General features: G+C 58.8%; 21 protein-coding genes. 11 read left to right on the top strand and 10 right to left on the bottom strand.

Annotated features, from left to right (window positions below; genetic code table 11):
• Positions 1 to 4: 4 nt before the first annotated feature.
• On the top strand, positions 5 to 1,090 hold the full coding sequence (locus MK6180000_RS10695) for an ATP phosphoribosyltransferase regulatory subunit (protein ID WP_138936455.1): 1,086 nt from the start codon (positions 5 to 7) through the stop codon (positions 1,088 to 1,090).
• Positions 1,087 to 1,782, top strand: a complete 696-nt coding sequence (gene hisG, locus MK6180000_RS10690) for an ATP phosphoribosyltransferase (protein ID WP_138934724.1) — start codon at positions 1,087 to 1,089, stop codon at positions 1,780 to 1,782. Before MK6180000_RS10695 ends, hisG begins: the two co-directional genes overlap by 4 nt.
• Before the next feature lie 139 nt (positions 1,783 to 1,921).
• Here the strand turns inward: hisG and MK6180000_RS10685 are convergent, their stop codons facing one another.
• Positions 1,922 to 2,518: an outer membrane protein gene (locus MK6180000_RS10685; protein WP_138934723.1), complete on the bottom strand. Its 597-nt coding sequence runs from the start codon at positions 2,516 to 2,518 to the stop codon at positions 1,922 to 1,924.
• A gap of 299 nt (positions 2,519 to 2,817) precedes the next feature.
• Positions 2,818 to 3,252, bottom strand: a complete 435-nt coding sequence (locus tag MK6180000_RS10680) for a DUF1489 family protein (protein WP_138936454.1) — start codon at positions 3,250 to 3,252, stop codon at positions 2,818 to 2,820.
• A gap of 172 nt (positions 3,253 to 3,424) precedes the next feature.
• On the opposite strand from MK6180000_RS10680, the gene MK6180000_RS10675 reads away from it, so the two are divergent.
• The gene (locus MK6180000_RS10675; RefSeq protein ID WP_138934722.1) at positions 3,425 to 5,689 is read left to right on the top strand and encodes an adenosylcobalamin-dependent ribonucleoside-diphosphate reductase; all 2,265 of its coding nucleotides are present in this window, start codon (positions 3,425 to 3,427) and stop codon (positions 5,687 to 5,689) included.
• Positions 5,690 to 5,889: 200 nt separating this feature from the next.
• Here MK6180000_RS10675 and urtE read toward each other — a convergent pair whose 3' ends face one another.
• The 5 genes from urtE to urtA all read right to left on the bottom strand — a co-directional run bounded on the left by urtE (position 5,890) and on the right by urtA (position 11,857).
• Positions 5,890 to 6,585, bottom strand: coding sequence for an urea ABC transporter ATP-binding subunit UrtE (urtE, locus tag MK6180000_RS10670; RefSeq protein ID WP_138934721.1), 696 nt, complete (start codon positions 6,583 to 6,585; stop codon positions 5,890 to 5,892).
• A gap of 3 nt (positions 6,586 to 6,588) precedes the next feature.
• A complete protein-coding gene (urtD, locus tag MK6180000_RS10665; RefSeq protein WP_138934720.1) occupies positions 6,589 to 7,329 on the bottom strand; it encodes an urea ABC transporter ATP-binding protein UrtD in 741 nt (246 codons plus the stop codon).
• Positions 7,326 to 8,558 carry an urea ABC transporter permease subunit UrtC gene (gene urtC / locus MK6180000_RS10660; protein WP_138934719.1) on the bottom strand — a complete coding sequence of 411 codons (1,233 nt, stop codon included), beginning with the start codon at positions 8,556 to 8,558 and terminating at the stop codon, positions 7,326 to 7,328. The genes urtD and urtC overlap by 4 nt, the downstream gene beginning before the upstream one ends.
• Before the next feature lie 4 nt (positions 8,559 to 8,562).
• The gene (urtB, locus tag MK6180000_RS10655; RefSeq protein ID WP_138934718.1) at positions 8,563 to 10,515 is read right to left on the bottom strand and encodes an urea ABC transporter permease subunit UrtB; all 1,953 of its coding nucleotides are present in this window, start codon (positions 10,513 to 10,515) and stop codon (positions 8,563 to 8,565) included.
• Positions 10,516 to 10,576: 61 nt separating this feature from the next.
• Positions 10,577 to 11,857 carry an urea ABC transporter substrate-binding protein gene (gene urtA / locus MK6180000_RS10650; RefSeq protein ID WP_138934717.1) on the bottom strand — a complete coding sequence of 427 codons (1,281 nt, stop codon included), beginning with the start codon at positions 11,855 to 11,857 and terminating at the stop codon, positions 10,577 to 10,579.
• Positions 11,858 to 12,226: 369 nt separating this feature from the next.
• On the opposite strand from urtA, the gene MK6180000_RS10645 reads away from it, so the two are divergent.
• The 8 genes from MK6180000_RS10645 to ureG are packed head-to-tail and all read left to right on the top strand — an operon-like array spanning position 12,227 to position 17,348.
• Positions 12,227 to 13,084 carry an urease accessory protein UreD gene (locus tag MK6180000_RS10645; protein WP_342777716.1) on the top strand — a complete coding sequence of 286 codons (858 nt, stop codon included), beginning with the start codon at positions 12,227 to 12,229 and terminating at the stop codon, positions 13,082 to 13,084.
• Position 13,085: 1 nt separating this feature from the next.
• Positions 13,086 to 13,388, top strand: a complete 303-nt coding sequence (locus MK6180000_RS10640) for an urease subunit gamma (protein WP_138934716.1) — start codon at positions 13,086 to 13,088, stop codon at positions 13,386 to 13,388.
• 12 nt (positions 13,389 to 13,400) lie between these two features.
• Complete coding sequence (locus MK6180000_RS10635; protein WP_138934715.1) at positions 13,401 to 13,589, top strand: hypothetical protein; 189 nt, start codon at positions 13,401 to 13,403, stop codon at positions 13,587 to 13,589.
• On the top strand, positions 13,586 to 13,891 hold the full coding sequence (locus MK6180000_RS10630) for an urease subunit beta (protein ID WP_138934714.1): 306 nt from the start codon (positions 13,586 to 13,588) through the stop codon (positions 13,889 to 13,891). Before MK6180000_RS10635 ends, MK6180000_RS10630 begins: the two co-directional genes overlap by 4 nt.
• Complete coding sequence (gene ureC, locus MK6180000_RS10625; RefSeq protein ID WP_138934713.1) at positions 13,891 to 15,627, top strand: urease subunit alpha; 1,737 nt, start codon at positions 13,891 to 13,893, stop codon at positions 15,625 to 15,627. The genes MK6180000_RS10630 and ureC overlap by 1 nt, the downstream gene beginning before the upstream one ends.
• A gap of 8 nt (positions 15,628 to 15,635) precedes the next feature.
• Entirely contained in the window at positions 15,636 to 16,109 is a 474-nt protein-coding gene (ureE, locus tag MK6180000_RS10620) for an urease accessory protein UreE (RefSeq protein WP_138934712.1), read from the top strand.
• On the top strand, positions 16,087 to 16,734 hold the full coding sequence (locus MK6180000_RS10615; RefSeq protein WP_425466838.1) for an urease accessory protein UreF: 648 nt from the start codon (positions 16,087 to 16,089) through the stop codon (positions 16,732 to 16,734). The genes ureE and MK6180000_RS10615 overlap by 23 nt, the downstream gene beginning before the upstream one ends.
• Positions 16,731 to 17,348 carry an urease accessory protein UreG gene (gene ureG, locus MK6180000_RS10610; RefSeq protein ID WP_138934711.1) on the top strand — a complete coding sequence of 206 codons (618 nt, stop codon included), beginning with the start codon at positions 16,731 to 16,733 and terminating at the stop codon, positions 17,346 to 17,348. Before MK6180000_RS10615 ends, ureG begins: the two co-directional genes overlap by 4 nt.
• A 417-nt stretch (positions 17,349 to 17,765) precedes the next feature.
• On the opposite strand, the gene MK6180000_RS10605 is transcribed toward ureG, so the two are convergent.
• From MK6180000_RS10605 to MK6180000_RS10595, 3 genes are read right to left on the bottom strand one after another with little or no spacing between them, the layout of a single operon-like run.
• On the bottom strand, positions 17,766 to 21,095 hold the full coding sequence (locus MK6180000_RS10605; RefSeq protein ID WP_138934710.1) for an error-prone DNA polymerase: 3,330 nt from the start codon (positions 21,093 to 21,095) through the stop codon (positions 17,766 to 17,768).
• The gene (locus MK6180000_RS10600; protein WP_171054596.1) at positions 21,095 to 22,639 is read right to left on the bottom strand and encodes a Y-family DNA polymerase; all 1,545 of its coding nucleotides are present in this window, start codon (positions 22,637 to 22,639) and stop codon (positions 21,095 to 21,097) included. The genes MK6180000_RS10605 and MK6180000_RS10600 overlap by 1 nt, the downstream gene beginning before the upstream one ends.
• Positions 22,530 to 23,066, bottom strand: coding sequence for an ImuA family protein (locus MK6180000_RS10595; RefSeq protein ID WP_246040488.1), 537 nt, complete (start codon positions 23,064 to 23,066; stop codon positions 22,530 to 22,532). The genes MK6180000_RS10600 and MK6180000_RS10595 overlap by 110 nt, the downstream gene beginning before the upstream one ends.
• Positions 23,067 to 23,200 lie beyond the last annotated feature (134 nt).

Genomic DNA, 23,200 nt, shown 5'->3' with positions numbered 1-23,200 from the left:
ACCTATGCCGTCGCGCGCGTCCATTCGCGCAGAGGCTGCGCGTGTGCGCGGCGTCTTTGAGGCGGCGGGCGCGGAGCCTGTCGAGACGGCGATCCTGCAACCTGCCGAGGTGCTGCTAGACCTATATGGCGAGGATATCCGCGCGCGCGCCTACGTCACGTCAGATCCGCTAAAGGGCGAGCAGATGCTGCGCCCCGATTTCACCGTACCCGTCGTACAAATGCATATGCAAAGCGGGGCCGAGCCCGCGCGGTATACCTATTCCGGCGAAGTGTTTCGCCGGCAGGAGGATGATCCGCGCCGGGCTAGCGAATACATGCAAGTTGGCTACGAGGTAATGGGCGGCGCCGCCCCCGCCGAGGCAGATGCGGAGGTGTTCGCGCTGATCGCGGGCATCGTCGCGCCGCTGGGGCTTCAGGCAGTGACGGGCGATATCGGTATTTTGATGGCGGCTGTCGATGGCTTGGACACAACGGACGCGCGCAAGGCGGCGCTGCGCCGCCATATTTGGCGCCCCCGCCGATTTCGCACACTAATGGAACGGTTTGCGGGCCGTGCAGACGTGCCGCCGAGCCGTACGGCGTTGCTGCAAACGCCGGACCCGATCGCAGGCGCAGGCCCGCTGATAGGCCTGCGCAGTCAGGCTGAGATAGCCGCGCGTATCACAGCGCTGCGCGACGATGCCGCCACCCCGCCCATCAGTGAAGGCGAAGTGGAGCTGATCGACGCAATCCTCGCCGTGCGCGAGACCAGCCCCCACGCGCTGGAGCATTTGCGCGATATCGCCGTAGATATGCCTGCCATTGCGGGCGCGGTCGCACAGCTTGCCGCACGGCTGGACGCTCTGGATGCGCGCGGCGTCGATGTCGCGGCTTTGCCATTTGAGGCTAGCTATGGCCGCGCGCAGATGGAGTATTATGATGGGTTCGTCTTTGGCTTTACCTCCGATGCGCATCCCGATCTGCCGCCTGTTGCATCGGGCGGGCGCTATGACGCGCTGACCCGGCAGCTGGGCGCGGGGCGTGAGATACCTGCCGTGGGCGGCGTGATCCGCCCCGGTCTGCTGGCTTTGCTAGGGGATACCGCATGAGCATACGTCTGGGTGTGCCGTCCAAAGGGCGGTTGATGGAAAAGACGTTTGATTGGTTTGGCGCGCGCGGTGTTACGCTGGGCCGGACGGGATCGGACCGCGAATATGCCGGCATCGTCGAGGGTGCGGGCGACGTCGAGCTGGTTCTGCTGTCGGCGGGGGAAATACCCCGCGAATTGGCTGCCGGACGCATCCATCTGGGCGTAACCGGCACCGATCTGGTGCGCGAAACGCTGGCCGGATGGGAGGGCCGCGTCGAGCCGTTGGCTGAGCTGGGATTTGGCCACGCCGATCTGGTGCTGGCGGTGCCGAACGCTTGGGTCGATGTGGGAACGCTGGACGATCTGGATGCCGTCGCAGCCGCATTTCGTGCAGCGCATGGCCACCGATTGCGGATCGCGACCAAGTATCACAGACTCGTACGCGATTTTCTGCGCGTCCACGGCGTTGCTGATTATCGCCTCGTCGATAGCCAAGGCGCAACCGAAGGCACGGTCAAGAACGAGACCGCCGAGGCGATCGCCGACATCACATCTACAGGCGATACCTTGCGCGCCAATCATCTAAAGCTGCTGGACGACGGTGTGATCCTGCGCAGTCAGGCAACGCTGTTTCGGGCGCGCCGTATTGATCTGAGCGATGCTGACCGTACCACTCTGGCTGGCCTAATGGCCAAGCTGAGCGTTGATTGAGACGGATCGGCGGCTGACCTAGAGGGTTGGCGTCTAGCAAACTTTTAAATGAAGCCTCTGACATAAAAAAACGCGCGGCCCATTGAGGCCGCGCGTTTCATTGGCTTGGTTGCCGGGCCTAAGCGGCCCGACTGTCCAATTAGAAGCGGAATGTTGCGCGAACTTGTGCAGTCGTTGCTTCGACGTCTGTGCCCGAGCTGTTGAAGTTATCGAACTCGTGGTACAGAACTTCGCCACCGAGCGAGATGTTCTGTGTAACCATGTGCTCGTAACCGCCGCCGACGAAGTAACCGTCGTCATCACCGGAACCGCTGATGTCAGCATTTGCATAGCCTGCAGTTGCATACAGCAGGCCATTGCCCAGCTTATAACCGCCGCGCAGCTTGGCGCGCCAGATGCTGTCAACGTCTGCAGTCGCGCCCAGCGGGTTGCTCAGCGTTACGTCAGTCCAGTCGTAGTCAAAGCCAGCACCGACAACCCAGTTGCCCAGATCGTAGTCGTAACCAGCAACGAGACCACCGATGAGGCCGTCACCGTCAACGCCGGAGACGTTGGTGTCGATGTTTGCGTAGCCCAGCTGGCCACCAGCGTAGAAGCCGGTCCAGTTAGGTGAAGAGTAGACGGGTGCAGGTGCCGGCGCGAGCACTGGCTCCATTGCGACGGGCTCAATGTTACCTGCGAATGCTGTACCGGCCATCAGGGCGGTTGCTGCTGTGGCGGAGAGGAAGAATTTCATGTTTGTGTCCTTTCGATGTTTCGGCGTGCCCCTTGAGTTAAGGCAACGTCGTATAAGCCCATATTTAGGATCGGCTTCCCTGTTGCAACGGTTTGATTTAACGTTTGGTTTCACGAAATGGTGAATTCAATCGGCAACAAATGGCCCAACGCAATTCTGCGGGTCGGCGGCATTTGAGAAATGGTCAATTGATAAAGGGTTTTCAGCAACTTGAGGTAGCATTAATATAAGCGAATTCGTGCCGAAAATTGGATTTTGTGCTCCGATTCAGCCGGGCGGCAACGCGCTTGCTGTGACTTTTACAGCACACCAATGTCAGACAATGCGGCGCTTAGACTTGGTGGAAGGGCGTCTTCACCCCGGCGCGCGGGGGCGAGGTCGGGGGGTGCATCGCTGCCGGGCAGATATCGCCACCCCTGAAATGGGCGTTTCTGCACAGTTCCCGTGCGGACAATTTCCGACTCAAGCACGATTCCGCAGCGGCGGATGCCATCCTGCCCGATCACTTCGTCCAGCCGCACGATGCGTTGGCGGCATTGCAGCACGCCTTGGATGACCCAATAGATTGAGCCGCCATCTAGCAACTCGGCCGCGCGCTTGGGCCACATACGGGTAACGTGCCGCGGCTGCTTGTCCGCGCCTTGTGCACGGCGCGTTGCCTGCCAAGCGATCAGGTCCTCGACACTATCGGTACCGACGCTCAGTTTGATAAGGTTCAGGGGGGCAGGATACATGATGTACAGTTTATGCCGCTGAGCGCTGAGTTCAATGGCGCGTGTGCTCTTGCGGCTGCCGCCGGGGCAGGGCGGCCAAGGTGGTCGCGCGGCGTTGACCGGGCGGTGGCGCGGGCCTATCATTGGTGTTCGCGTTATTCCCCATGCCTCAGACCTGCCGGAGTTCATCGTCATGAGCCGTTTCGCCGCCCCTATTTCCGAACAGATTTGGAACATGAAATACCGGTATACCCCTGCCGTCGGGGCGGGAGACAAGAGCGTCGAAGACAGCTGGCGCCGCGTCGCGCGCGCGCTGGCCTCGGTCGAGGCAAAACCGGCCGAATGGGAAGAGCGATTCTACGGCGCGCTGGAGGATTTCAAATTCCTACCTGCAGGGCGCATCGCGGCCGGGGCAGGGACGGGCCGCAAGGTCACCCTGTTCAACTGCTTTGTTATGGGCACCGTGCCCGACGACATGGGCGGCATATTCGACGCGCTGCGCGAGGCCGCACTGACCATGCAGCAGGGCGGCGGCATCGGCTATGATTTCTCGACCATCCGCCCGCGCGGCGCGGTGGTCAAAGGCGTCGGCGCAGATGCGAGCGGCCCTCTCAGCTTCATGGATGTGTGGGACGCGATGTGCCGCACTATTATGAGCGCGGGCGCGCGCCGCGGCGCGATGATGGCGACCATGCGCTGCGACCACCCTGATATTGAGGATTTCATCGCCGCCAAGAGCGATGCCGTCCGCCTGCGAAATTTCAACCTCAGCGTCCTGATCAGCGATCCCTTTATGGCCGCGGTCGAGGCCGATGGCCCGTGGGATCTGGAATTCGGGGGCAAGGTGTATCGCACCATGCAGGCGCGCGATCTCTGGAACAGGATCATGCAAGCCACGTATGATTACGCCGAACCGGGCGTGATTTTTATCGACCGGATCAATCAGGCCAATAACCTTGCCTATTGCGAGACGATTGCCGCGACCAACCCCTGCGGCGAGCAGCCTCTGCCGCCCTATGGTGCGTGCCTTTTGGGCAGTATTAACCTGGCCCGGCTGGTGAGTGATCCGTTTGGCAAAGGTGCTGCGCTGGACGAGGCTGCACTGGCAGAACTGGTCGCTGTCGCCGTGCGTATGATGGACAATGTCGTTGATACCAGCCAATTCCCGCTGGAGGCGCAAGAGGCCGAGGCGAAGGCCAAGAGGCGGATCGGTCTGGGCGTCACCGGTCTAGCCGATGCCTTGTTGATGGTTGGTGAGCGCTATGGCTCGGACGCTGCCGCCGCGCAGACAGCGGCTTGGCTGAAAGCAATCGCGCGCGCGGCCTACCTTGCGTCAGTCGATCTGGCCCGGGAGAAGGGGGCGTTTCCGCTGTTTGATGCAGAGGCCTTCCTCGCCAGCGGCACGATGCAAGGCATGGACGAGGAGGTGCGCCGGGCGGTTGGTAAGTATGGCATTCGCAACGCGCTGCTGACCTCTATCGCACCCACGGGCACGATCAGCCTTTATGCTGGAAACGTCAGCAGCGGGATCGAGCCGGTATTCGCCTATAGCTATACCCGTAAGGTCCTGCAAAAAGACGGCAGCCGCACCGAAGAAGAGGTCGTCGATTACGCCGTGCAAATGTGGCGCGACCGTTTTGGCGATGCCGAACTGCCCGAATACTTCGTCAACGCTCAGACGCTGGCCCCCGCCGATCACGTCCGTATGCAGGCGGCGGCGCAGAAATGGGTCGACAGCAGCATCTCCAAGACGATCAATTGCCCCGAGGACATCAGCTTTGACGCGTTCAAAGACGTTTATATGCAAGCGTGGAACAGCGGCTGCAAAGGCTGCACGACGTACCGCCCCAATGACGTGACTGGCAGCGTTCTCAGCGTCAGCGAGGCATCAAACGCTGCACCCCAGACCGCAAGCAACGATGGCGCCGAGGTGGTCTATATGTCCGAGCCGCTAGAGCGCGGGACCGAGCTGGAAGGGATGACCTACAAGCTGAAATGGCCCGATAGCAATCACGCGATCTACATCACGGTTAACGACGTAATTCTGGGCGGGCGCCGGCGCCCCTTCGAGGTGTTCATCAACTCCAAGAACATGGAGCATTTCGCCTGGACCGTCGCCCTCACACGCATGATTTCCGCAGTATTCCGGCGCGGCGGCGACGTGTCGTTCGTCGTGGAGGAGCTGAAGGCCGTGTTCGACCCGCGCGGCGGTGCATGGATGAAGGGCAGATACGTGCCGTCAATCCTAGCCGCGATCGGCGGGATCCTAGAGCAACACATGGTGCGCACCGGGTTCATGGCAGGCGAGGGGTTGGGGCTGAAATCAGATCCAACAGCCGAGGTCGTCAACTTGGGCGGCGGCCGCGGCACAGCGTGCCCCGCCTGCGGCGAGTACTCTATGCGAATGGTAGAGGGCTGCATGACCTGCGCGAGTTGCGGTCACTCTAAATGTCAGTAGCAATCTTGAGCGTTCAGTTTTAACTGGGCTAATCAAAACTTTGAATTGTCGCCAAGCTCATGGTTTGGCGACATTTTTCTTTGTTTTTCTTCGATGTGGATGTGAAGGCTCGCGCTAAGGGGCACCACTACCGCAAATGGCTGATCGTTCTTTCGGCACTTTTGGTAAATAGCGTCACAGCGCTTTCTATACGTCCGATGCTATATCGAGACTTTCGATAGCAAATCGTCTTTCGAAAAATCGCCTTTCCCGCCAGATAGGATCACTTCTCCGCGCCGCAGAGCGACGAAACGATCGGCCAGTTCGTACGCAAACTCAAAGTATTGTTCGACCAGCACGATCGCCATCTGCCCTTCCTCGCGGAGCTGGCTGATTACACGTCCAATCTGCTGAATAATGTTCGGTTGAATTCCCTCGGTCGGTTCATCCAGAAGCAACAGCTTGGGGCGGGTGATCAAGGCGCGGGCAATGGCCAACTGTTGTTGTTGGCCACCGGACAGGTCGCCCCCCCGACGTGATTTCATCTCGTTCAGCACCGGGAAAAGATCAAATATCTCTTCAGGTATCCGTCGGTCAGCAGAGGGCAGGCACCCAAAGCCCGTCTCAAGGTTCTCTTTGACAGTCAGCAAAGGGAAGATCTCACGGCCCTGCGGCACGCAGGCAATACCGCGCCGGGCAAGTATGTGTGGTGGCAAAACAGGCAGCACCTCACCATCAAGCGAGACCGTGCCGCCGGATCTTGCATGTGTCCCGCAGATCGCCTTGATCAGGCTGGTCTTGCCCACGCCATTTGTGCCCATCACACAGGTGACTTCGCCACGTGACGCCTCAAGACTGATACCGTTGAGGATCTGAGAATGACCGTAATGCAGGGTCAGATCCTGCACGCTCAACATGATTTAGCGTCCGAGATAGACATCGATGACCTCCTTATTGGCCGTAACGTGATCGAGACTGCCTTCTGCCAGCACAGAGCCCTCGTGCAGAACGGTGACCTTGCAGCGAAGGCGGCGGACAAACTCCATATCGTGTTCGACCACGACGACGGCCCGTGTCTTGGCCGCTTCAACCAAAATGGTTGTGGTATGGTCGCGCTCTGCTGGGGTCATCCCAGCTGCGGGCTCATCCACGAGGAGCAACTTCGGTTCTTGCGCAAGCAACATACCAATCTCCAGCCATTGCTTCTGGCCATGGCTCAACTCGCCAGATTTGCGCTGAAGATGATCTGCCAGACCGATTTCTTCGGCCAGTGCCGCGACCCGTGTCAGATGGGCATCCAGCGGGCGGTAGAATAGCACCGACAGCGGCCCGCGCCGGTTCTTCAGCGCCATGAGCAGATTTTCCTGGACGCTCTGGTCTTCAAAGACGGTCGGCTTTTGAAACTTGCGCCCGATACCCTCTCTGGCGATGCGGGCCTCGGACAGCCCCAGCAATGACAGACGGCGTGCCCCCCATATGACCCGTCCCTTGTCCGGCTTGGTCTTGCCGGTCACGATATCCATGAACGTGGTTTTTCCAGCACCGTTCGGGCCGATGATCGCCCGCATTTCTGCTGGACCAATGTGGAACGACAGGTTGTTAATGGCACGGAACCCGTCAAAGCTGACCGAGACATCGGAGACCTCAAGCAATGCGGTCATTCACTCGCCTCCTTCTCGCGCAACGCGCCCTGATCGGGTCCTAGATCGGCGCCGTGCCGATCAGGGGAGGCGCGCCGTCCCAGCAGGTCGAACAGGCCGCCGATCCCCTTGGGTGCATAAAGCGTGACCAGAACGAAGGACAATCCGAGCACGACCAACCACCAGTCCACCCATTTGACCGTGTAGAAACCCAGCGGTACGTCAGGTGCCTGCCCGCCCGTGAACCACGACGACACAAGGCTCACGAAAGCTGCCCCGATCACCGCGCCATAAAGACGCCCCCGTCCGCCAATGGCGACCCAGACTGCAAGATAAATCGAGGCGATGGGGGCCATCTCGGCTGGGTTGATGATGCCAGCCTGGGGATAATAGAGCGCCCCTGCAATGCCGGCCATGCAGGCGCTACCGGTGAAAAGCACCAGCTTGTAGGTCTCCACCGGGTACCCGAGGAAGCGCACTCGCGCCTCGTCGTCCCTGATGCCGCGCAAGACCGACCCGAACTTGCCGGACACGACCCAAAATGCCAGCAAATAGCCAAGCCCCAACGCAAGTGCTGCCCCCCAAAGAAACCAGACCGACACCAAGGCTTGTGACACATCCGCCAGCCCCGGCAGGTTCTGCAATCCGGAAAGACCATTATTGCCGCGCAACCCGTTGTCGTTCTGGAACAGGTAAAGCGACAGCGCCAGTGTCATCGCCTGCGTTAGGATGGACAGATAGACCCCCGCCACGCGGCTGCGAAAGGCCAGCCAGCCAAATACCCCTGCCAGTACCCCCGGCACCAGAACCACCAGCATAAGCTGTGCCAACAGACTGTCCGCAAAAGCCCAGATCAACGGGAATTCGGCACTTCCCACCACGCCAAAGATTTGATTGGCGATAGCGTCTGATACCTCTTGCGCCGTTGGTGGAATTGGCGCGTCTGCCAGCGAGGTGACGACGATCTCGCGGGTGCGCTCGTACATCAGCCACATGCCAATCATATAACCGCCCAGCCCGAAAAAGGCGAAATGCCCAAGGCTCAGAATCCCCGCATAACCCCAGACCAGATCCATAGAGATCGCAACCAGCGCGAGGCAGAGGGTCTTCCCCAGCGTCTTGACGAAACTGGTGGAAATTACCCCGACCCCCATACCTTCGGACAAGAGCGTCACGATGATGGTGAAGGCCAGCAGCAGCGCGAGGAAAATCATGGTTGAGGCACTGCGCCTGTGAACAGAGTGTTGCATGACGTTAATCCCCGGCCGCGCGGCCTTTGAGCGCGATGATGCCCCTTGGCCGGAATTGAATGAATATAATGATGAACACGATCATGAAGGTCTGCGCCGCCAACGTGTTTGACGGGTTGAACCATTCGATGCCCTTTTGCATGAAACCGATCATCGCGGCCCCCGCCAGCGTGCCCCAGATGTTTCCGACGCCGCCGACAACCACGGTCATGAAGCTCTGCACAATATAGTCGCTGCCCAGCTCGGAGGTGACCTTGGCAAAGAGCCCGATGGCAACCCCAGCGACTCCCGCAATTCCGGAGCCAAGGCCAAAGGTCAGCATGTTGACCTTATTGAGATTGATCCCCATCGACGACGCCATGCGGGGGTTCTGCGTCACAGCGCGGGTCTCCAAGCCCAGCCGCGTGCACCGCATGATAAATATGTAAACACCGAGGAAAAACGCAGCCAGCGCGAAGATTGCGATGCGGATAAAGCTGATTGCCACCACATCATTGATTACCCAAGCGCCATCCAGCCACGCCGGAGAGGTCAGAGGGCGTGCCTGCGTCCCAAAGATGTTTTTGGCTAATTGCTGAAGCGCGATGGAGACGCCAAAAGTCGCGAGCAGGGTCTCTAATGGGCGATTGTAGAGCCACCGGATTACCAGCCGCTCCATCACCACACCCGCCGCGAAGGTCACTGCAAATGCCATCGGGATTGCCACGAGAATACTGGCGGTATGGTTCGGGATGATCTGCTGCACCACATAACCGGTATAGGCACCCATCATGATGAATTCGCCATGCGCCATATTGATGACACCCATGACGCCAAAGGTGATGGCGAGCCCGATGGCCGCAAGAAAGTAGATCGACGTGAGCGACAGCCCGTCAAGAATAAGGTCGACCGTCTGGTTTACACCAACCGTCAGCGCGATGGTTTCCAGCGCCTCGGAAACGGCATCTGTCACTTTCCGCGAGGGTTCCAGATAGACTTCGACAATGCTGTGCGCGTCCAGTGCCTGTGCGATCTGCGCGGCATCAGGGTCAGGTGGCACGCTGCCCGCAGCGGCCAGAGCGGCATAAGCGCGCCGCCGTATGCCGGGATCATCCAACTGGTGGATCGGGATGCCCCCGACCTTGCCGCCCTTGGCATTTTCTATCAGTGCGTTGCGCACCTGCGCGTCCGTCACCCGTGGCGGGGCAAGGTCGGCGTCCACCAGCATGTCATAGGCCGACATCACCCCGACCGAGGCTCCCGGCACCAGCGTCTCGGCAATGTTGAGTGTCTCGGGCGGCGCGCCCGCAAAAATCGCTCTGCGGGTCGCGAGCAAGGGGTTGAGCGTGGCCCGAACATCAACACCAAGGTCGCCGGACATTTCGGAAATGGCCTTGATCCGCTCGGCCTCATCGGAATCATAGGCGATGGTCAGCAAACGCTCGGCCCTGACCTTCATGGCACGGATTGTCGGATCGTCCTCGGCTGCGATGGACCCTCTGAGCGGTTCCAGCACCTCCGCACTGGGGTTGCGCTGCACCGACGTAAGTGCGGCAAGGCGCCTTTTGGGATCCGCATCTTGCAACTGAAATTGCACCAGTGCTGACCCGATCAAAGCGCGAATGCCGCTATTTGGTTTGATCTGTTCCAGATCAGAGGCAGGGGCTGACCCGGCAATTTCGCCCGTGTCGAAATCATAGAGCTGATAGGTCTTGCCCTCACTCTTTTCGGCCCGAAAGAACATCCCGTCGGTGGTGCGCTGCCAAAGATTCTTGCCCTGCCATGCCTGCAATACGTCCTGCGCCTCAGGCAAGCCGCTGCCTGACACTGCGGCAATTGCCGGAGCAATGGTCCTGCGCGAATTTTCGATGATCAACGCAGATTGCGCCTGAAGGATCGCCTGTATCGGTGCGTCTTGGGCGCGCGCAAGCGAGCAGGTCATCGCCAGAGCGAGGGCCGCAATCAATAGGTGTTTCATGTAAAAATCCCGCAAGGATCGGAAGGGACGACGCGCCCCTTCCGCTACTTGGTGTCAGTGATCAGTAATTGGACAAAGTCTGGACACAGGTCTTGGTCTCTGTGTTGTACATCCCGCAGTCCAGATCTTTCCAATCCGAGGTAAGCAGCGCGCTTTCCGGCAGGAAATCGGTCCATGCGTCGCCAGGTACTTCGGAAGTCTGGCTGACAATATCGAACTGCCCGTCGGCCTGAATTTCCCCGATCAGCACTGGCTTGGCGAGGTGGTGGTTGGGCAACATCACGGCGGTGCCGCCAGTCAGGTTGGGAAACTCTTGCCCGTACATCTTGGCACGAACGGCATCGACCTCTGTAGATTCTGCCGCAGTGGCCGCGTTCACCCACATGTTGAAGCCGATGTAATGCGCCTCCATCGGATCGTTGGTCACGCGCTCTTCACCCATCTTGGCCTTCCACGCTTTGATGAAGCTGGTGTTGGCTTCGGCTTCGGCAGACTGGAAGTAGTTCCATGCGGCGAGGTGGCCGACGAGGTTGGTAGTATCAAGGCCCGAGAGTTCCTCCTCGCCCACCGAAAAGGCGATGACCGGGATGTCGTCAGCCGAAATGCCTGCTGCGGCCAGTTCTTTGTAAAAGCCGATATTCGCGTCGCCGTTGATGGTCGAGATCACGCCGACCTTCTTGCCGTCTGCGCCAAGAGCCACGACGTCGGCCACGATCTTGGACCAATCTGAGTGGCCGAAAGGCGTGTAATTCAGAAAGATGTCGTCTTCGGCGATGCCCTTGGACTTCAGATAGCTCTCGAGGATGTTGTTTGTCGTCCGCGGATACACGTAGTCCGTGCCCAGAAGGGCAAATTTCTCGACCCCCAGTTCTTCAAGAAAATAATCCGTGGCGGGGATCGCCTGCTGGTTCGGAGCCGCGCCCGTGTAGAACACGTTTTTGGAGCTTTCTTCGCCCTCATATTGCACGGGGTAGAACAGCAGGCCATTAAGCTCCTCGATCACAGGCAGCACGGATTTGCGGCTGACAGAGGTCCAGTTGCCAAAAATCACATCAACTTCGTGAACTGACAACAGCTCGCGTGCTTTCTCGGCAAACAGCGGCCAGTCCGACGCCGGATCGACCACAACTGCCTCAAGATCGCAACCGAGCAGGCCACCCTTGGCGTTTTGCTGTTCGATCAACATTAACATAGTGTCTTTCAGCGTCGTTTCCGAAATTGCCATTGTGCCGGACAGCGAGTGCAAGACGCCAACTTTGATCGGGCATTCGGTGGCGAATGCGGGCGCCGCCAAACCGGAAAAGGCAAGCGTACCAGCCAGTACGGATTTAAGGGTATTCATTGATGTTTCTCCTCGCAGGAAGAGCGTAGGCGATCTTGCGCAGCAGCGCTGAGTGTCCTACGTCAATCCCGCAACTTAATTGTTGCAATCCGTGTGGTGGCCGGGTCGGGCTTCACTTCGTCCGGTTACCACACACCTTTTCCGGCACAGTGAGCGGCCGGATTGGCAGGGTGAACGTTTCTGCGTTGCAGCGAAGCTGGCAAGGCACATCCCGCCCCTCCAGAGAACTTAGTCGCCCTGCGCCTAAATTTTGACCTGCTTGCCAAATTCGTGCTTAAAAATTTTGCATCGCAAGAGGTACACCGGCGCAAAAGCTCCTTATCGATGACACGGCATCATGCCTGTGGTGGGTACGGGCAGACCCAATCCATGTGTGGAACGCGACAGATTACACGCGAGGCGATCATATCCACAGCTGCCTGCGCCGCACCGCAACCGCGTGCCATCGGTGCCGTCATGGTTCGGGCAAAGCGGTTGGCTGACCGCTCGGCGATCGCCGATCTGCGCCAGTCCGGCGCGATGAAGCTATTGTTCCCGAGGCCAGATAGCGCCGCGTTGCAGGCTATCGTGATCAACACGGCAGGCGGGGTGACAGGGGGCGATGATTTTGCCCTGAAAGCCTGCGCCGAAGAAGATGCCTTCCTTACTCTCACCACGCAGGCCGCTGAACGCGCCTACCGCGCGCAACCGGGCCAAGTCGCCAATATTCGCAACCGGGTCATAGTGAAACGGGGTGCTACGCTCCATTGGTTGCCGCAAGAGACCATCCTCTATGAAGCCTGCGCGCTGCGGCGGCGATTGTCGGTCGATCTGGACGAAGGTGCGTCCTTGTTGCTGGTCGAGCCTTTGGTGTTTGGCCGTGCTGCAATGGGCGAGGTACTCCGCAAGATCAACTTTAACGACCGCATCGAGGTTCGGCGCAGGGGGCGGCCGCTCTACCTCGACGCTATCACCTTGCAAGGCGATGTGACGGCGCATCTTGCCTCCGTCAACATAGCTGCGGGGGCCGGGGCATTGGCAACGGTCGTCTATGTATCACCCGATGCCGAAGCGCATGTGCCCAGACTGCGCGCACTCTTGCCCACCTCGGCGGGGTTGAGCCTGCTCGGCGCCGACCTTTTAGTGGCGCGTATACTTGCGCCAGACAGCTTTGAATTGCGGCGGTCGCTCATGCCGATCTTGCGTCAACTAAGCGCCGACGCGCTTCCCCGATCATGGATGACCTGACATGCAACTGACCCCTCGTGAACGCGACAAATTGCTGATTTCGATGGCGGCCGAAGTGGCCCGCAAGCGCCTCGCGCGGGGGGTGAAGCTGAACCACCCCGAAGCGATCGCGCTGATCACCGATGCGGTCGTTGAAGGTGCGCGTGATGGCCGCAGCGTTGCGGACATGATGCAGGCAGGTGCCCATGTCATTACGCGCGCGCAATGTATGGAAGGCATCTCTGAGATGATCCCCGAAGTGCAGGTTGAAGCCACATTCCCCGACGGAACCAAACTCGTAACTGTTCACAACCCTATCAGATAAGGACTGCCCTCAATGCTCCGTTCACAGGTTTTCGTTTACGCCATTTTTGCCGCCGTCATGGCCGCGCCCGCAATGGCGCATGTCGAGCAAACGGCTCATAGCCATGCAGGTGATTTCAACTGGCTTGTTGCGTCTTTGGCTATTGCTGGCGTGCTGTTACTTGTCGTCCTGCGTCGCCGCAAAGCAGCGTCCCGACCATGATACCGGGCGAGGTGTTTCCCGCCGAAGGCACCCTGACGCTGAACCCTGACCGACAGGCGATCACGCTGATGGTGGCCAACACCGGTGACCGTCCGGTGCAAGTTGGCAGCCACTACCATTTTGCCGAAAGCAATCCGGCACTTGCGTTTGACCGTGACGCGGCCCGTGGCTGCCGTCTCGACATTGCGGCCGGCACTGCCGTGCGGTTCGAACCCGGCCAGCGTCGAGAAGTTCAACTGATCCCGATCGCAGGTGCGCGCCGGATCTTCGGCTTCAATCAGACCGTGATGGGGGATCTTTGATGCCCGCAACCATCAAACGCAGTGACTATGCCGCCATGTTCGGCCCCACGACAGGCGACAGAGTCCGCCTTGCTGATACTGAGCTCATCATCGAGGTCGAGCGGGACCTGACCGCAGAGCGGACGGGCCGCAATACGCTTAGCTACGGCGAAGAGGTTAAATTTGGCGGCGGCAAAGTGATCCGCGATGGCATGGGGCAGTCTCAGGTGACCCGCGCAGGCGGAGCGGTCGATACTGTGATTACCAATGCGCTGATTGTGGACCATTCGGGCATCTACAAGGCCGATGTCGGCCTGAAAGACGGGCGGATTGCCAAGATCGGCAAGGCAGGCAACCCCGACACCCAACCGAGCGTGGACATCATCATCGGTCCGGGAACCGAGATCATCGCCGGAGAGGGACGGATACTCACCGCAGGCGGATTTGACAGCCACATCCATTTCATTTGTCCGCAGCAGATCGAGGACGCTCTGCATTCCGGCCTGACCACCATGCTTGGCGGCGGGACCGGCCCCGCCCATGGCACATTGGCCACGACCTGCACCCCCGGCGGCTGGCATATCGGGCGCATGCTTCAGGCCGCAGATGCCTTTCCGATGAACCTCGCGTTTGCAGGAAAAGGCAACGCTTCGTTGCCTGCGGCGCTTGAGGAACAGGTGAAGGCGGGGGCCTGCGCGTTGAAGCTGCACGAAGACTGGGGCACCACCCCCGCAGCCATCGACTGTTGCCTGTCAGTGGCCGATGCGATGGACGTACAGGTGATGATCCACACCGATACGCTCAATGAATCCGGCTTTGTCGAACACACGGTCGCGGCGCTGAAAGGCCGCACGATCCATGCGTTTCACACCGAAGGCGCTGGCGGCGGGCACGCGCCCGACATCATCAAAATTTGCGGCGAAGAGCATGTTCTGCCTTCTTCCACCAACCCGACGCGCCCGTTCACCGTCAACACCCTCGAAGAGCATCTCGATATGCTGATGGTCTGCCACCACCTTGATAAATCCATTCCCGAAGATGTTGCCTTTGCGGAAAGCCGTATCCGGCGCGAAACTATCGCCGCAGAGGATATTTTGCACGACATGGGCGCGTTCAGCATTATCGCGTCGGACAGTCAGGCCATGGGCCGCGTGGGCGAGGTGCTAATCCGGACATGGCAAACCGCCGACAAAATGAAGAAACAGCGCGGACGACTGGCCGAAGAAACTGGCGACAACGACAATTTCCGCGTCCGGCGTTACATTGCGAAATACACGATCAACCCTGCCATTGCGCACGGGATCTCCCGCGAGATTGGCAGCATTGAAGAGGGCAAACGCGCCGATCTGGTGCTGTGGAACCCTGCCTTCTTTGGCGTCAAACCCGAGATGGTCGTGCTGGGCGGCACCATCGTCATGGCGCAGATGGGGGACCCGAATGCGTCGATCCCAACACCGCAGCCGGTATACTCCCGACCGATGTTCGGGGCTTTCGGGCGGTCTGTGGAGAACTCGGCAGTGGTTTTTGTCAGCCAAGCGGCCCAAGCCGACGGGATTGGTAAAAGCCTCGGGCTCGCCAAACAAACCATCGCCGTGCGCAACACCCGCGACATCGGCAAGAAGGACCTGTTGCTCAACACGGCCACCCCGAAGATCGACGTGAACCCAGAGACCTATGAGGTCCGTGCCGACGGCGAGTTGTTGACCTGCGAGCCCGCATCGGTCCTGCCCATGGCCCAACGTTACTTCTTGTTTTGAGAGATCCCATGCCCCCTATTCCAAGCCAATATATCCGCCGCGCCGCCGAGTGGACGGATGCCTTCGATACGATCAATCTGACCTACGATGGCCGCTTCCTGCGGCGCAAAGTGCTGACGACGACGCGAGGAACCCGCTTCCTAGTTGATTTGGCGCATACGACCTCTCTGGATCAAGGAGATGCCTTTGAACTGGAGGACGGTCGCCTTGTCGAGGTTGTTGCAGCGAACGAAAACCTGCTGGAGGTCACGGGCGTCGATCTGGCGCGGATCGCGTGGCATGTGGGCAACCGCCACACCCCCTGCCAGATCGAGGCCGAACGACTTTTGATCCAGCGAGATCATGTGATCCGTAATATGCTACAACTGATCGGTGCCGAGGTGCGCGAGATCGTGGAACCCTTTCGACCCGAGGGCGGTGCCTATGGTCATGGGCGCACGCAGCCCCATGACCATGGCCATGTTCACGACCATGCACACTGACCAGTTGCTTACACTGGTCCAATGGTTCTCACCGTCTTATCCGGTCGGGGCATTTGCCTATAGTCACGGATTGGAATGGGCTGTTGATGCGCGGCAGGTCACGGACCGGGAAACGCTAAAGGCATGGCTCGAAACCGTTCTGCGGCACGGTGCAGGCAGGACCGACGCCTTGTTCCTCTGCGCGGCGCACGGGGCTGAGGATACCAGCGAGGTTGATGCGCTTGCCCGTGCGTTCGCGCCCTCCGCCGAACGGTTGAGGGAGACGGTCCTGCAAGGCGAGGCCTTCTGCCGCGCCACGCGTGATGTTTGGGGTGTCGACATGCCCGCGATGACCTATCCGGTCGCCGTTGGACGCGCTGCTCGGATGCACAGCCTGCCCCTTGATCAAACGCTGCAGGTCTTTCTGCACGCCTTCACATCGAATCTGGTGGCGGCTGGGATGCGGCTTATACCATTGGGCCAAACTGATGGGCAAATTGTAATCAAAGACCTTGCGGCGATATGCATCGACATCGCTGATACAGCCATGAAAGGCTCTTTAGAGGACCTCTCCTCTACTGCCTTCATGAGCGACATAGCGTCAATGAAACACGAAACCCAGTATTCCAGGATATTTCGCACATGACAGGTAGAAACGGCCCGCTTCGGGTAGGTATCGGTGGTCCGGTCGGTGCGGGCAAGACGACGCTGACTGCCGCCCTGTGCAAAGCCTTGCGCGACAGGCTTTCTGTGGCGGTGATCACCAACGACATCTACACGCAAGAAGACGCAGAGGCCCTGATGCGCATGCAGGCGCTGCCTCAGGATCGTATCATCGGCGTAGAGACTGGCGGGTGCCCCCATACCGCAATCCGCGAAGACGCATCTATCAATCTGGCTGCGGTGGCGGAAATCGTTTCGCGCCATCCGGATGTTGAGATCGTGTTTATCGAAAGTGGCGGCGACAATCTGTCCGCGACCTTCAGCCCCGAACTGGCCGATGTGACCCTATATGTAATTGACGTTGCAGCCGGCGAAGAGATACCGCGCAAAGGCGGTCCTGCGATCACAAAGTCCGATATTCTGGTGATCAACAAAACCGATCTTGCGCCTCATGTCGGTGCATCGCTTGATGTGATGGTCCGCGACAGCGCCAGAATGAGACCTGCACTGCCAACCGTGTTTTGCTCACTTAAATCTGGAAACGGAATCGCAGAGGTGCTTGCGCATCTATCAGAAATTGGTGGCATCACCGTCTAAGGTAAGACTTAAACCAATTGGCGAAAAGGATCGCAGCGGATCTACTATCCCCGCCCTTTATAGCCGATGGCCCCCTCGTTCGGTGCATAAATGCGACCGTCCGCACAGGGCCAATCAAGACCACCGCTCCCGCCATCACGACGTCATGCGAGACCGTATGAAACCAATAATATCGAATAGTGGTGCCGGATTGGACAGGTAGGGGTCTCATCTCTGCAGGGAACGGACTTACGGATTTACACCGACATTTCTAGCCCTTTATTTCAGATCTTTCGGAGTATTCGTTTCTTTATTTTTCTACAAAGCGAAGAATTGTAGCGCAGACAAATTTGACAGTAAGTACAAATTGCCAATGGCAGATGTCACTGGATCAGCTGCATTAAAAACCAGCACTATCAGTATTATAAGAGAGACATTTCAATGAAAATCCCGTGATTTGGGAATGACCCTGACGTTGCGCGGATGGCCTCTGATCCCGACCTGACCGGGAATCGGATGCGTCGGATGATCACCGCGTGTGGTAATGGCTGGCATTGCAGCATCCGACAGACCCGAAAGCCTGTCGCTGCGGTCTTGAAGATCATTGGCAACGACATGGATCACACGCCCATCGGTCTGCACTTGCCCATGCACAACCATCAGGCGTGCCGACATGATTGTGGCCCTATACGCTTTGAACATTTTGGGCCAGATCACGAGGTTCGCAACGCCGGATTCATCCTCAAGCGTGATGAAACAGACCCCTTTCGCGCTCCCCGGTTTTTGACGCACCAACACCAGTCCCGCGAGGGACACAATCTGCCCGTGCCGCATCTGTGGCAGTTCCGATGTTGCGCGATACCCCTGCGCTCGCAAACTTGTGCGATAAAACGACAGCGGATGCGCTTTGAGGGATAGACGCAAGGTTTGATAATCGGCAACGACATGTTCGGCTTTGGGCATTTTGGGTAAAGTCACTTTTGGCTCTTCGCCGTGTGCCGCTGCCTGTGCGTGTTCGAAAATTGGCAAAGCAGGCGCGTCTTTCAGGGCTTGCGATTGCCAAAGTGCCTGCCGCCGGTCGATCCCCATACTGCGCATGGTATCCGCCGCTGCCAGATTGCGGATTGCCTTTACGTCCAAAGCCGCGCGGGACTTGAGCGCGCCGACATCTGCATAAGGCGCGCTGCGGTTTTCCATCACGCGCAGTGCTGCGGTTTCTTGCAAGCCATCCACCAATCGCAGCCCCAACCGCAGGGCAAATCCGCCGCCGCAGGGTTCCAACGTGCAATTCCAATCGGAATAATTCACATCAACGCTGCGAACCTCGACCTCATGATCGCGGGCATCGCGCACGATCTGGGCGGGCGCATAAAATCCCATCGGCTGGGAATTGAGCAGGGCACAGGCAAACGCCGCCGGATAATGGCATTTCATCCAGCTTGAAACATAGACCAGCTTGGCGAAACTGGCGGCGTGGCTTTCTGGGAACCCGTATTCGCCAAAGCCTTTAATCTGGTCGAAACAGCGCTGTGCGAACACCGGATCATAACCGCGCTCTATCATATTGCCGACCATTTCAGCCTGCAGATTTTCGATGGTGCCGCGCGATCGGAACGTGGCCATGGCTTTGCGCAATTCGTTGGATTGCGCCGGTGTGAATTTGGCCGCATCCATTGCGATCTTCATGGCCTGTTCCTGAAAAATCGGAACACCGAGGGTACGGCTCAGGATACTTTCAAGCTCGTCTTGGGGATGCTGGGGGCCAGGGCGGGGATATTCCACCTGTTCATGCCCCTGACGCCGCCGCAAATATGGATGCACCATATCGCCTTGAATCGGGCCGGGGCGCACGATAGCGACCTCTATCACCAAGTCATAGAATCTGCGCGGACGCAGTTTGGGCAGCATCGCCATTTGGGCGCGGCTTTCCACCTGAAACACACCCAGACTGTCGCCCTTACAGAGCATATCATAGGTCGGGCGTTGATCGTCGGGCATACTATCCTCGACAGGCACATTCGCCAGTTCCAGCCGTCGGTCGTAATGCGCATCAATCAAGTCAAAGCATTTGGCGATGCAGGTCAACATCCCCAAGGCCAGAATATCGACCTTGAAGATTTGCAGGGCGTCGATGTCATCCTTGTCCCATTCGATGAAACTTCGTTCTGGCATCGCGCCATTACCAATTGGCACAATTTGGGTCAGGGGGCGTTCGGTCAGAATAAAACCACCCACGTGTTGGGATAAATGGCGCGGCATCCCGATCATCTGCCTGGCAAGTGTCAGGACCAGGCGGAGATACGGATCAGATAAATCCAACCCCGCTTCTTTGGCCCGGCTATCATCCATTTGCCCTTCAAAGCTGCCCCAGATGGTGCCTGCAAGTTTTGAGGTCACATCTTCGGACAGCCCCATCGCCTTGCCCACCTCGCGGATTGCCGATCTCGGACGGTAATGGATGACGGTCGCGCAGAGGCCCGCACGGTGGCGACCGTATTTGCGATACATATACTGGATAACCTCTTCGCGCCGCTCGTGTTCAAAATCGACGTCGATATCGGGCGGCTCTTCACGTTCTTCGCTCAGGAACCTCTCAAACAAAACACTCGTCTCATTAGGGTCGACAGAGGTGATGCCAAGGCAGAAACAGACGGCGGAATTGGCTGCGGACCCGCGACCCTGACACAGGATCGGTGGTTCGGCTTCTTCTCGGGCAAAGCGTACGATGTCATGGATCGTCAGGAAGTAACGCGCGATATCCTTTGATGTGATGAGCTTAAATTCCTTCTGGATCGTTTTCACGACATGGCGCGGCACGCCCCCCGGGTATCGCGTAGCGGCCCCCGCCCATGTCAGGCGTTCAAGTTCGGCTTGGGCCGTTGTGCCGTCGGGTATGATCTCGTGCGGGTATTCGTATTTCAGGTCGGTCAATTTGAACACAATCCGGTCCGCCAGATCACGCGTGGCGACGATGGCGTGCGGCCAGTCTGCAAACAGGCGGCACATTTCAGCGGGGGATTTCAGGTGCCGTTCGGCGTTCGCCTCGAGCAGAAAACCCGCTTTGGGAACGATGACACCTTCACGGATCGCGACCATGACATCCTGCAACGGACGGCGACTGGGCGTGTGATACAGCACATCATTGGTCGCGAAAATCGACAGGTTATGTTTATGTGCCAAGGCATCCAGCCGATTGATGCGCGCTCGATCATCACCGCGATACAGGAACGTCGCCCCGATATATCGCATCTCCGGTAAGGCTTGGATCAGGCGCGGCATACCGGCCGCGAACAGATCAAGGTTTTCGGGGGGCATCACGATTAGATGCAGCCCTTTTGCAGACGCCGAAAGCATTTCAAGTGTCAGATGGGTCTCTCCTTTGTCTTGCCAATCGCCACTGATCGTTTGCATTTTGCCTTTGGACAACAAGGTCGACAAGCGTGCGTATCCGTCACGATCTTGTGGATAGGCCAGAATTTCCGTGCCACATAGCAGGACCAGACGCGCCCCAATCAAAGGATGCACGCAGGCTTTTTTCGCTTCGGTATGAATGCGCACAACCCCTGCCAGAGTATTGCGATCAGCAACGCCAATGCGGTCATAGCCAAGGTCATTGGCCGTCGCGGTCAAATCGACAGCATCGGACGCCGCCCTCAGAAACGAGAAACAGCTGGCCATCCCGAATTCCACGTAAGCACTGGGAGAATGCCATTGAAACCCAGTGCCGTTCTCCAGTGTGCGGCGCTTATGTCCCTCTTGCTGCGGCATCAGGCAAAGAACCCATGAACAAACCAACGCGGATCATCGCCGCGCCCGTCATTCAACAGCCCTTCACGGTACAGCCAGAACCGGCGGCCATCTTCCACCTCAATCTTGTAATAATCGCGCAACCGCGTGCCGGGGCGGTCAAGCCACCATTCCGGCGCAATTCGTTCCGGCCCTGCATGACGCACTGTTTTATATACCACGCGCCGCCAGCGAAACTGCGAAGGCGGGCCTTCGGGCACCGCGTAAATCACGCGCACTTCTTCGGCAGGTTTCAACATGCGGATGGGGCGGTCGGGGGTCAGAACAAGAGTTTCGCACGGCGCGCCATTCAGGGCAGGCGCGCGCCCTTCAACCCGCTCGGGCTTGTGTGTTTCGGTCCAGGTGGACCACGTTATCTTGTCTTGTCCTAATCGTGCGCTCAGCCGGTCCAACAGGCCCGCAACATCCGCCTGTGCGTCGCGTGTGCCATCAAGCCGCTCTTGGATCAAAACAACCGGCTCCACGCGTGTTGCTTCAAGCGTCAAGAGATCGAAACCAAATCCGGGGTCTATGCTGTCCAGTTTACCGTCAAACAGGCGCAAAATATGGGCAGGGTCACGGCTGGCCTTGGCAAGCGTCAATGAAACCGACCTATATTCGCTATCAATGCGAAAAATCGTCAAATGCAGTTGCCGCGAACCCTGTTCGGCCTTTGCAAGTTTGACGCACAGATCATCTACCAAGCTTTTTAGATGCGGAATCGGATCAATCACAGGTTCCGGCAGACGCGCGCGGGCCATGAAACGCACATGATCAGGTGGGGCATTCAAGGGATCAGGCACAGTGCCCAAGGCCCGATCCAGTAAGATAAGCGGATTGCGATTCAGCGGCATATTTGCAAAACGGCGCATCAACGCAACACGCGGGACATCGCCAAGGGCGCCAATGGTTTTCAGGCCAAGCCGTGTCAGCAAGCGATTTGTATCCGCGTCAACGCGCAATGCCTGAACGGGTAGAGCCGCCAATTGCGCCGCCAAGGCCGCATGGTCACAGATTGTGTGCTGTGGGCCATATCGCGCCAATGCCTGTGCCGCTCCGCGCGTCGGGGCAAGTGCGACCTGCGCCGTGAGACCCTGCATCGCGAACCGCTGGACAATATCGCGCAACATGCGGGCCTCACCGCCAAAAAGATGCGCAGCCCCAGTGATATCCAAAAAAAGCCCGTCTGATCCGTCCTGCGCTGTCCATGGGCACCAGCGTCGTGCCCAATGGACAAGCCGTTGCAGCAATGCGTGGTCGCCGTTCAGATCCGCAGATTCTATATGCAGGTCAGGATGGATCGCCTGCACATCCACGACACGCGCGCCAACCGTGATACCGCGGCGTTGGGCAGCCGTGTTGATGCAGTGCACTACCGGTCCATGGGTTCCGTCGCGCGACAAAACAACGGGCACATCATCGTTCGGAACGCTCCGGTATTGGCTGATCACCCGCGTCCAACGTTCCAGCGTCAACGCGGGAAACCAGACTGAGACGATCTGCGGCTCGTGCAATGCCCGGGTCATATTGCGCCACCCATCTGCCCGGTGTGCGCCCACGGGTGCGGAATAAATCCACGTCCCATTTTGGCGCGCCAGGGGACCTGTTGTCGTGCGGGTGTAACTTGGACGGCAACGACGAGACCCGCCAACGTGCCCGCGCTGCACTTAGGACGCCAGGATCGCCGCTGCGTAGAAGAAACAGCGGCACGCCGGACGCCTCGGCCCGCATAGCCAAGCGTTTGGTGGCCGTAAAATCCAGAACCGCAGGCGCGCCATAAATTTCGCCCACGACCGCAGATAGGCCTGCACAGGCCGCGCCCTCTTCCATCGCCCAAAGCACATCGCGCGCTTGGCTGACATGGACTTGCAAAATCGGATGGGTGATCCCAAAGGCTGTCAGGCTGGGCGTATAAAGATACCCGTTTTCCCGGCGCGAAGCATGGTCTTGCAACCAAAGGATTGGCCCCCCAGTCTCTGGGAGCGATGACAGCAAAAAACCTGTAGCAGATGAGTCGGCAGGCCGCGTGATAAGCATGTCCGTCAAAGACGGTGGCGCAGGCCTCAAGTTCACCTGCGGCGCCGGAG

Origin of the sequence: Roseovarius arcticus (assembly GCF_006125015.1) — a bacterium.
GTDB classification, from domain to species: Bacteria; Pseudomonadota; Alphaproteobacteria; order Rhodobacterales; family Rhodobacteraceae; genus Roseovarius; species Roseovarius arcticus.
This window is presented reverse-complemented; position numbering and strand designations above follow the sequence as displayed.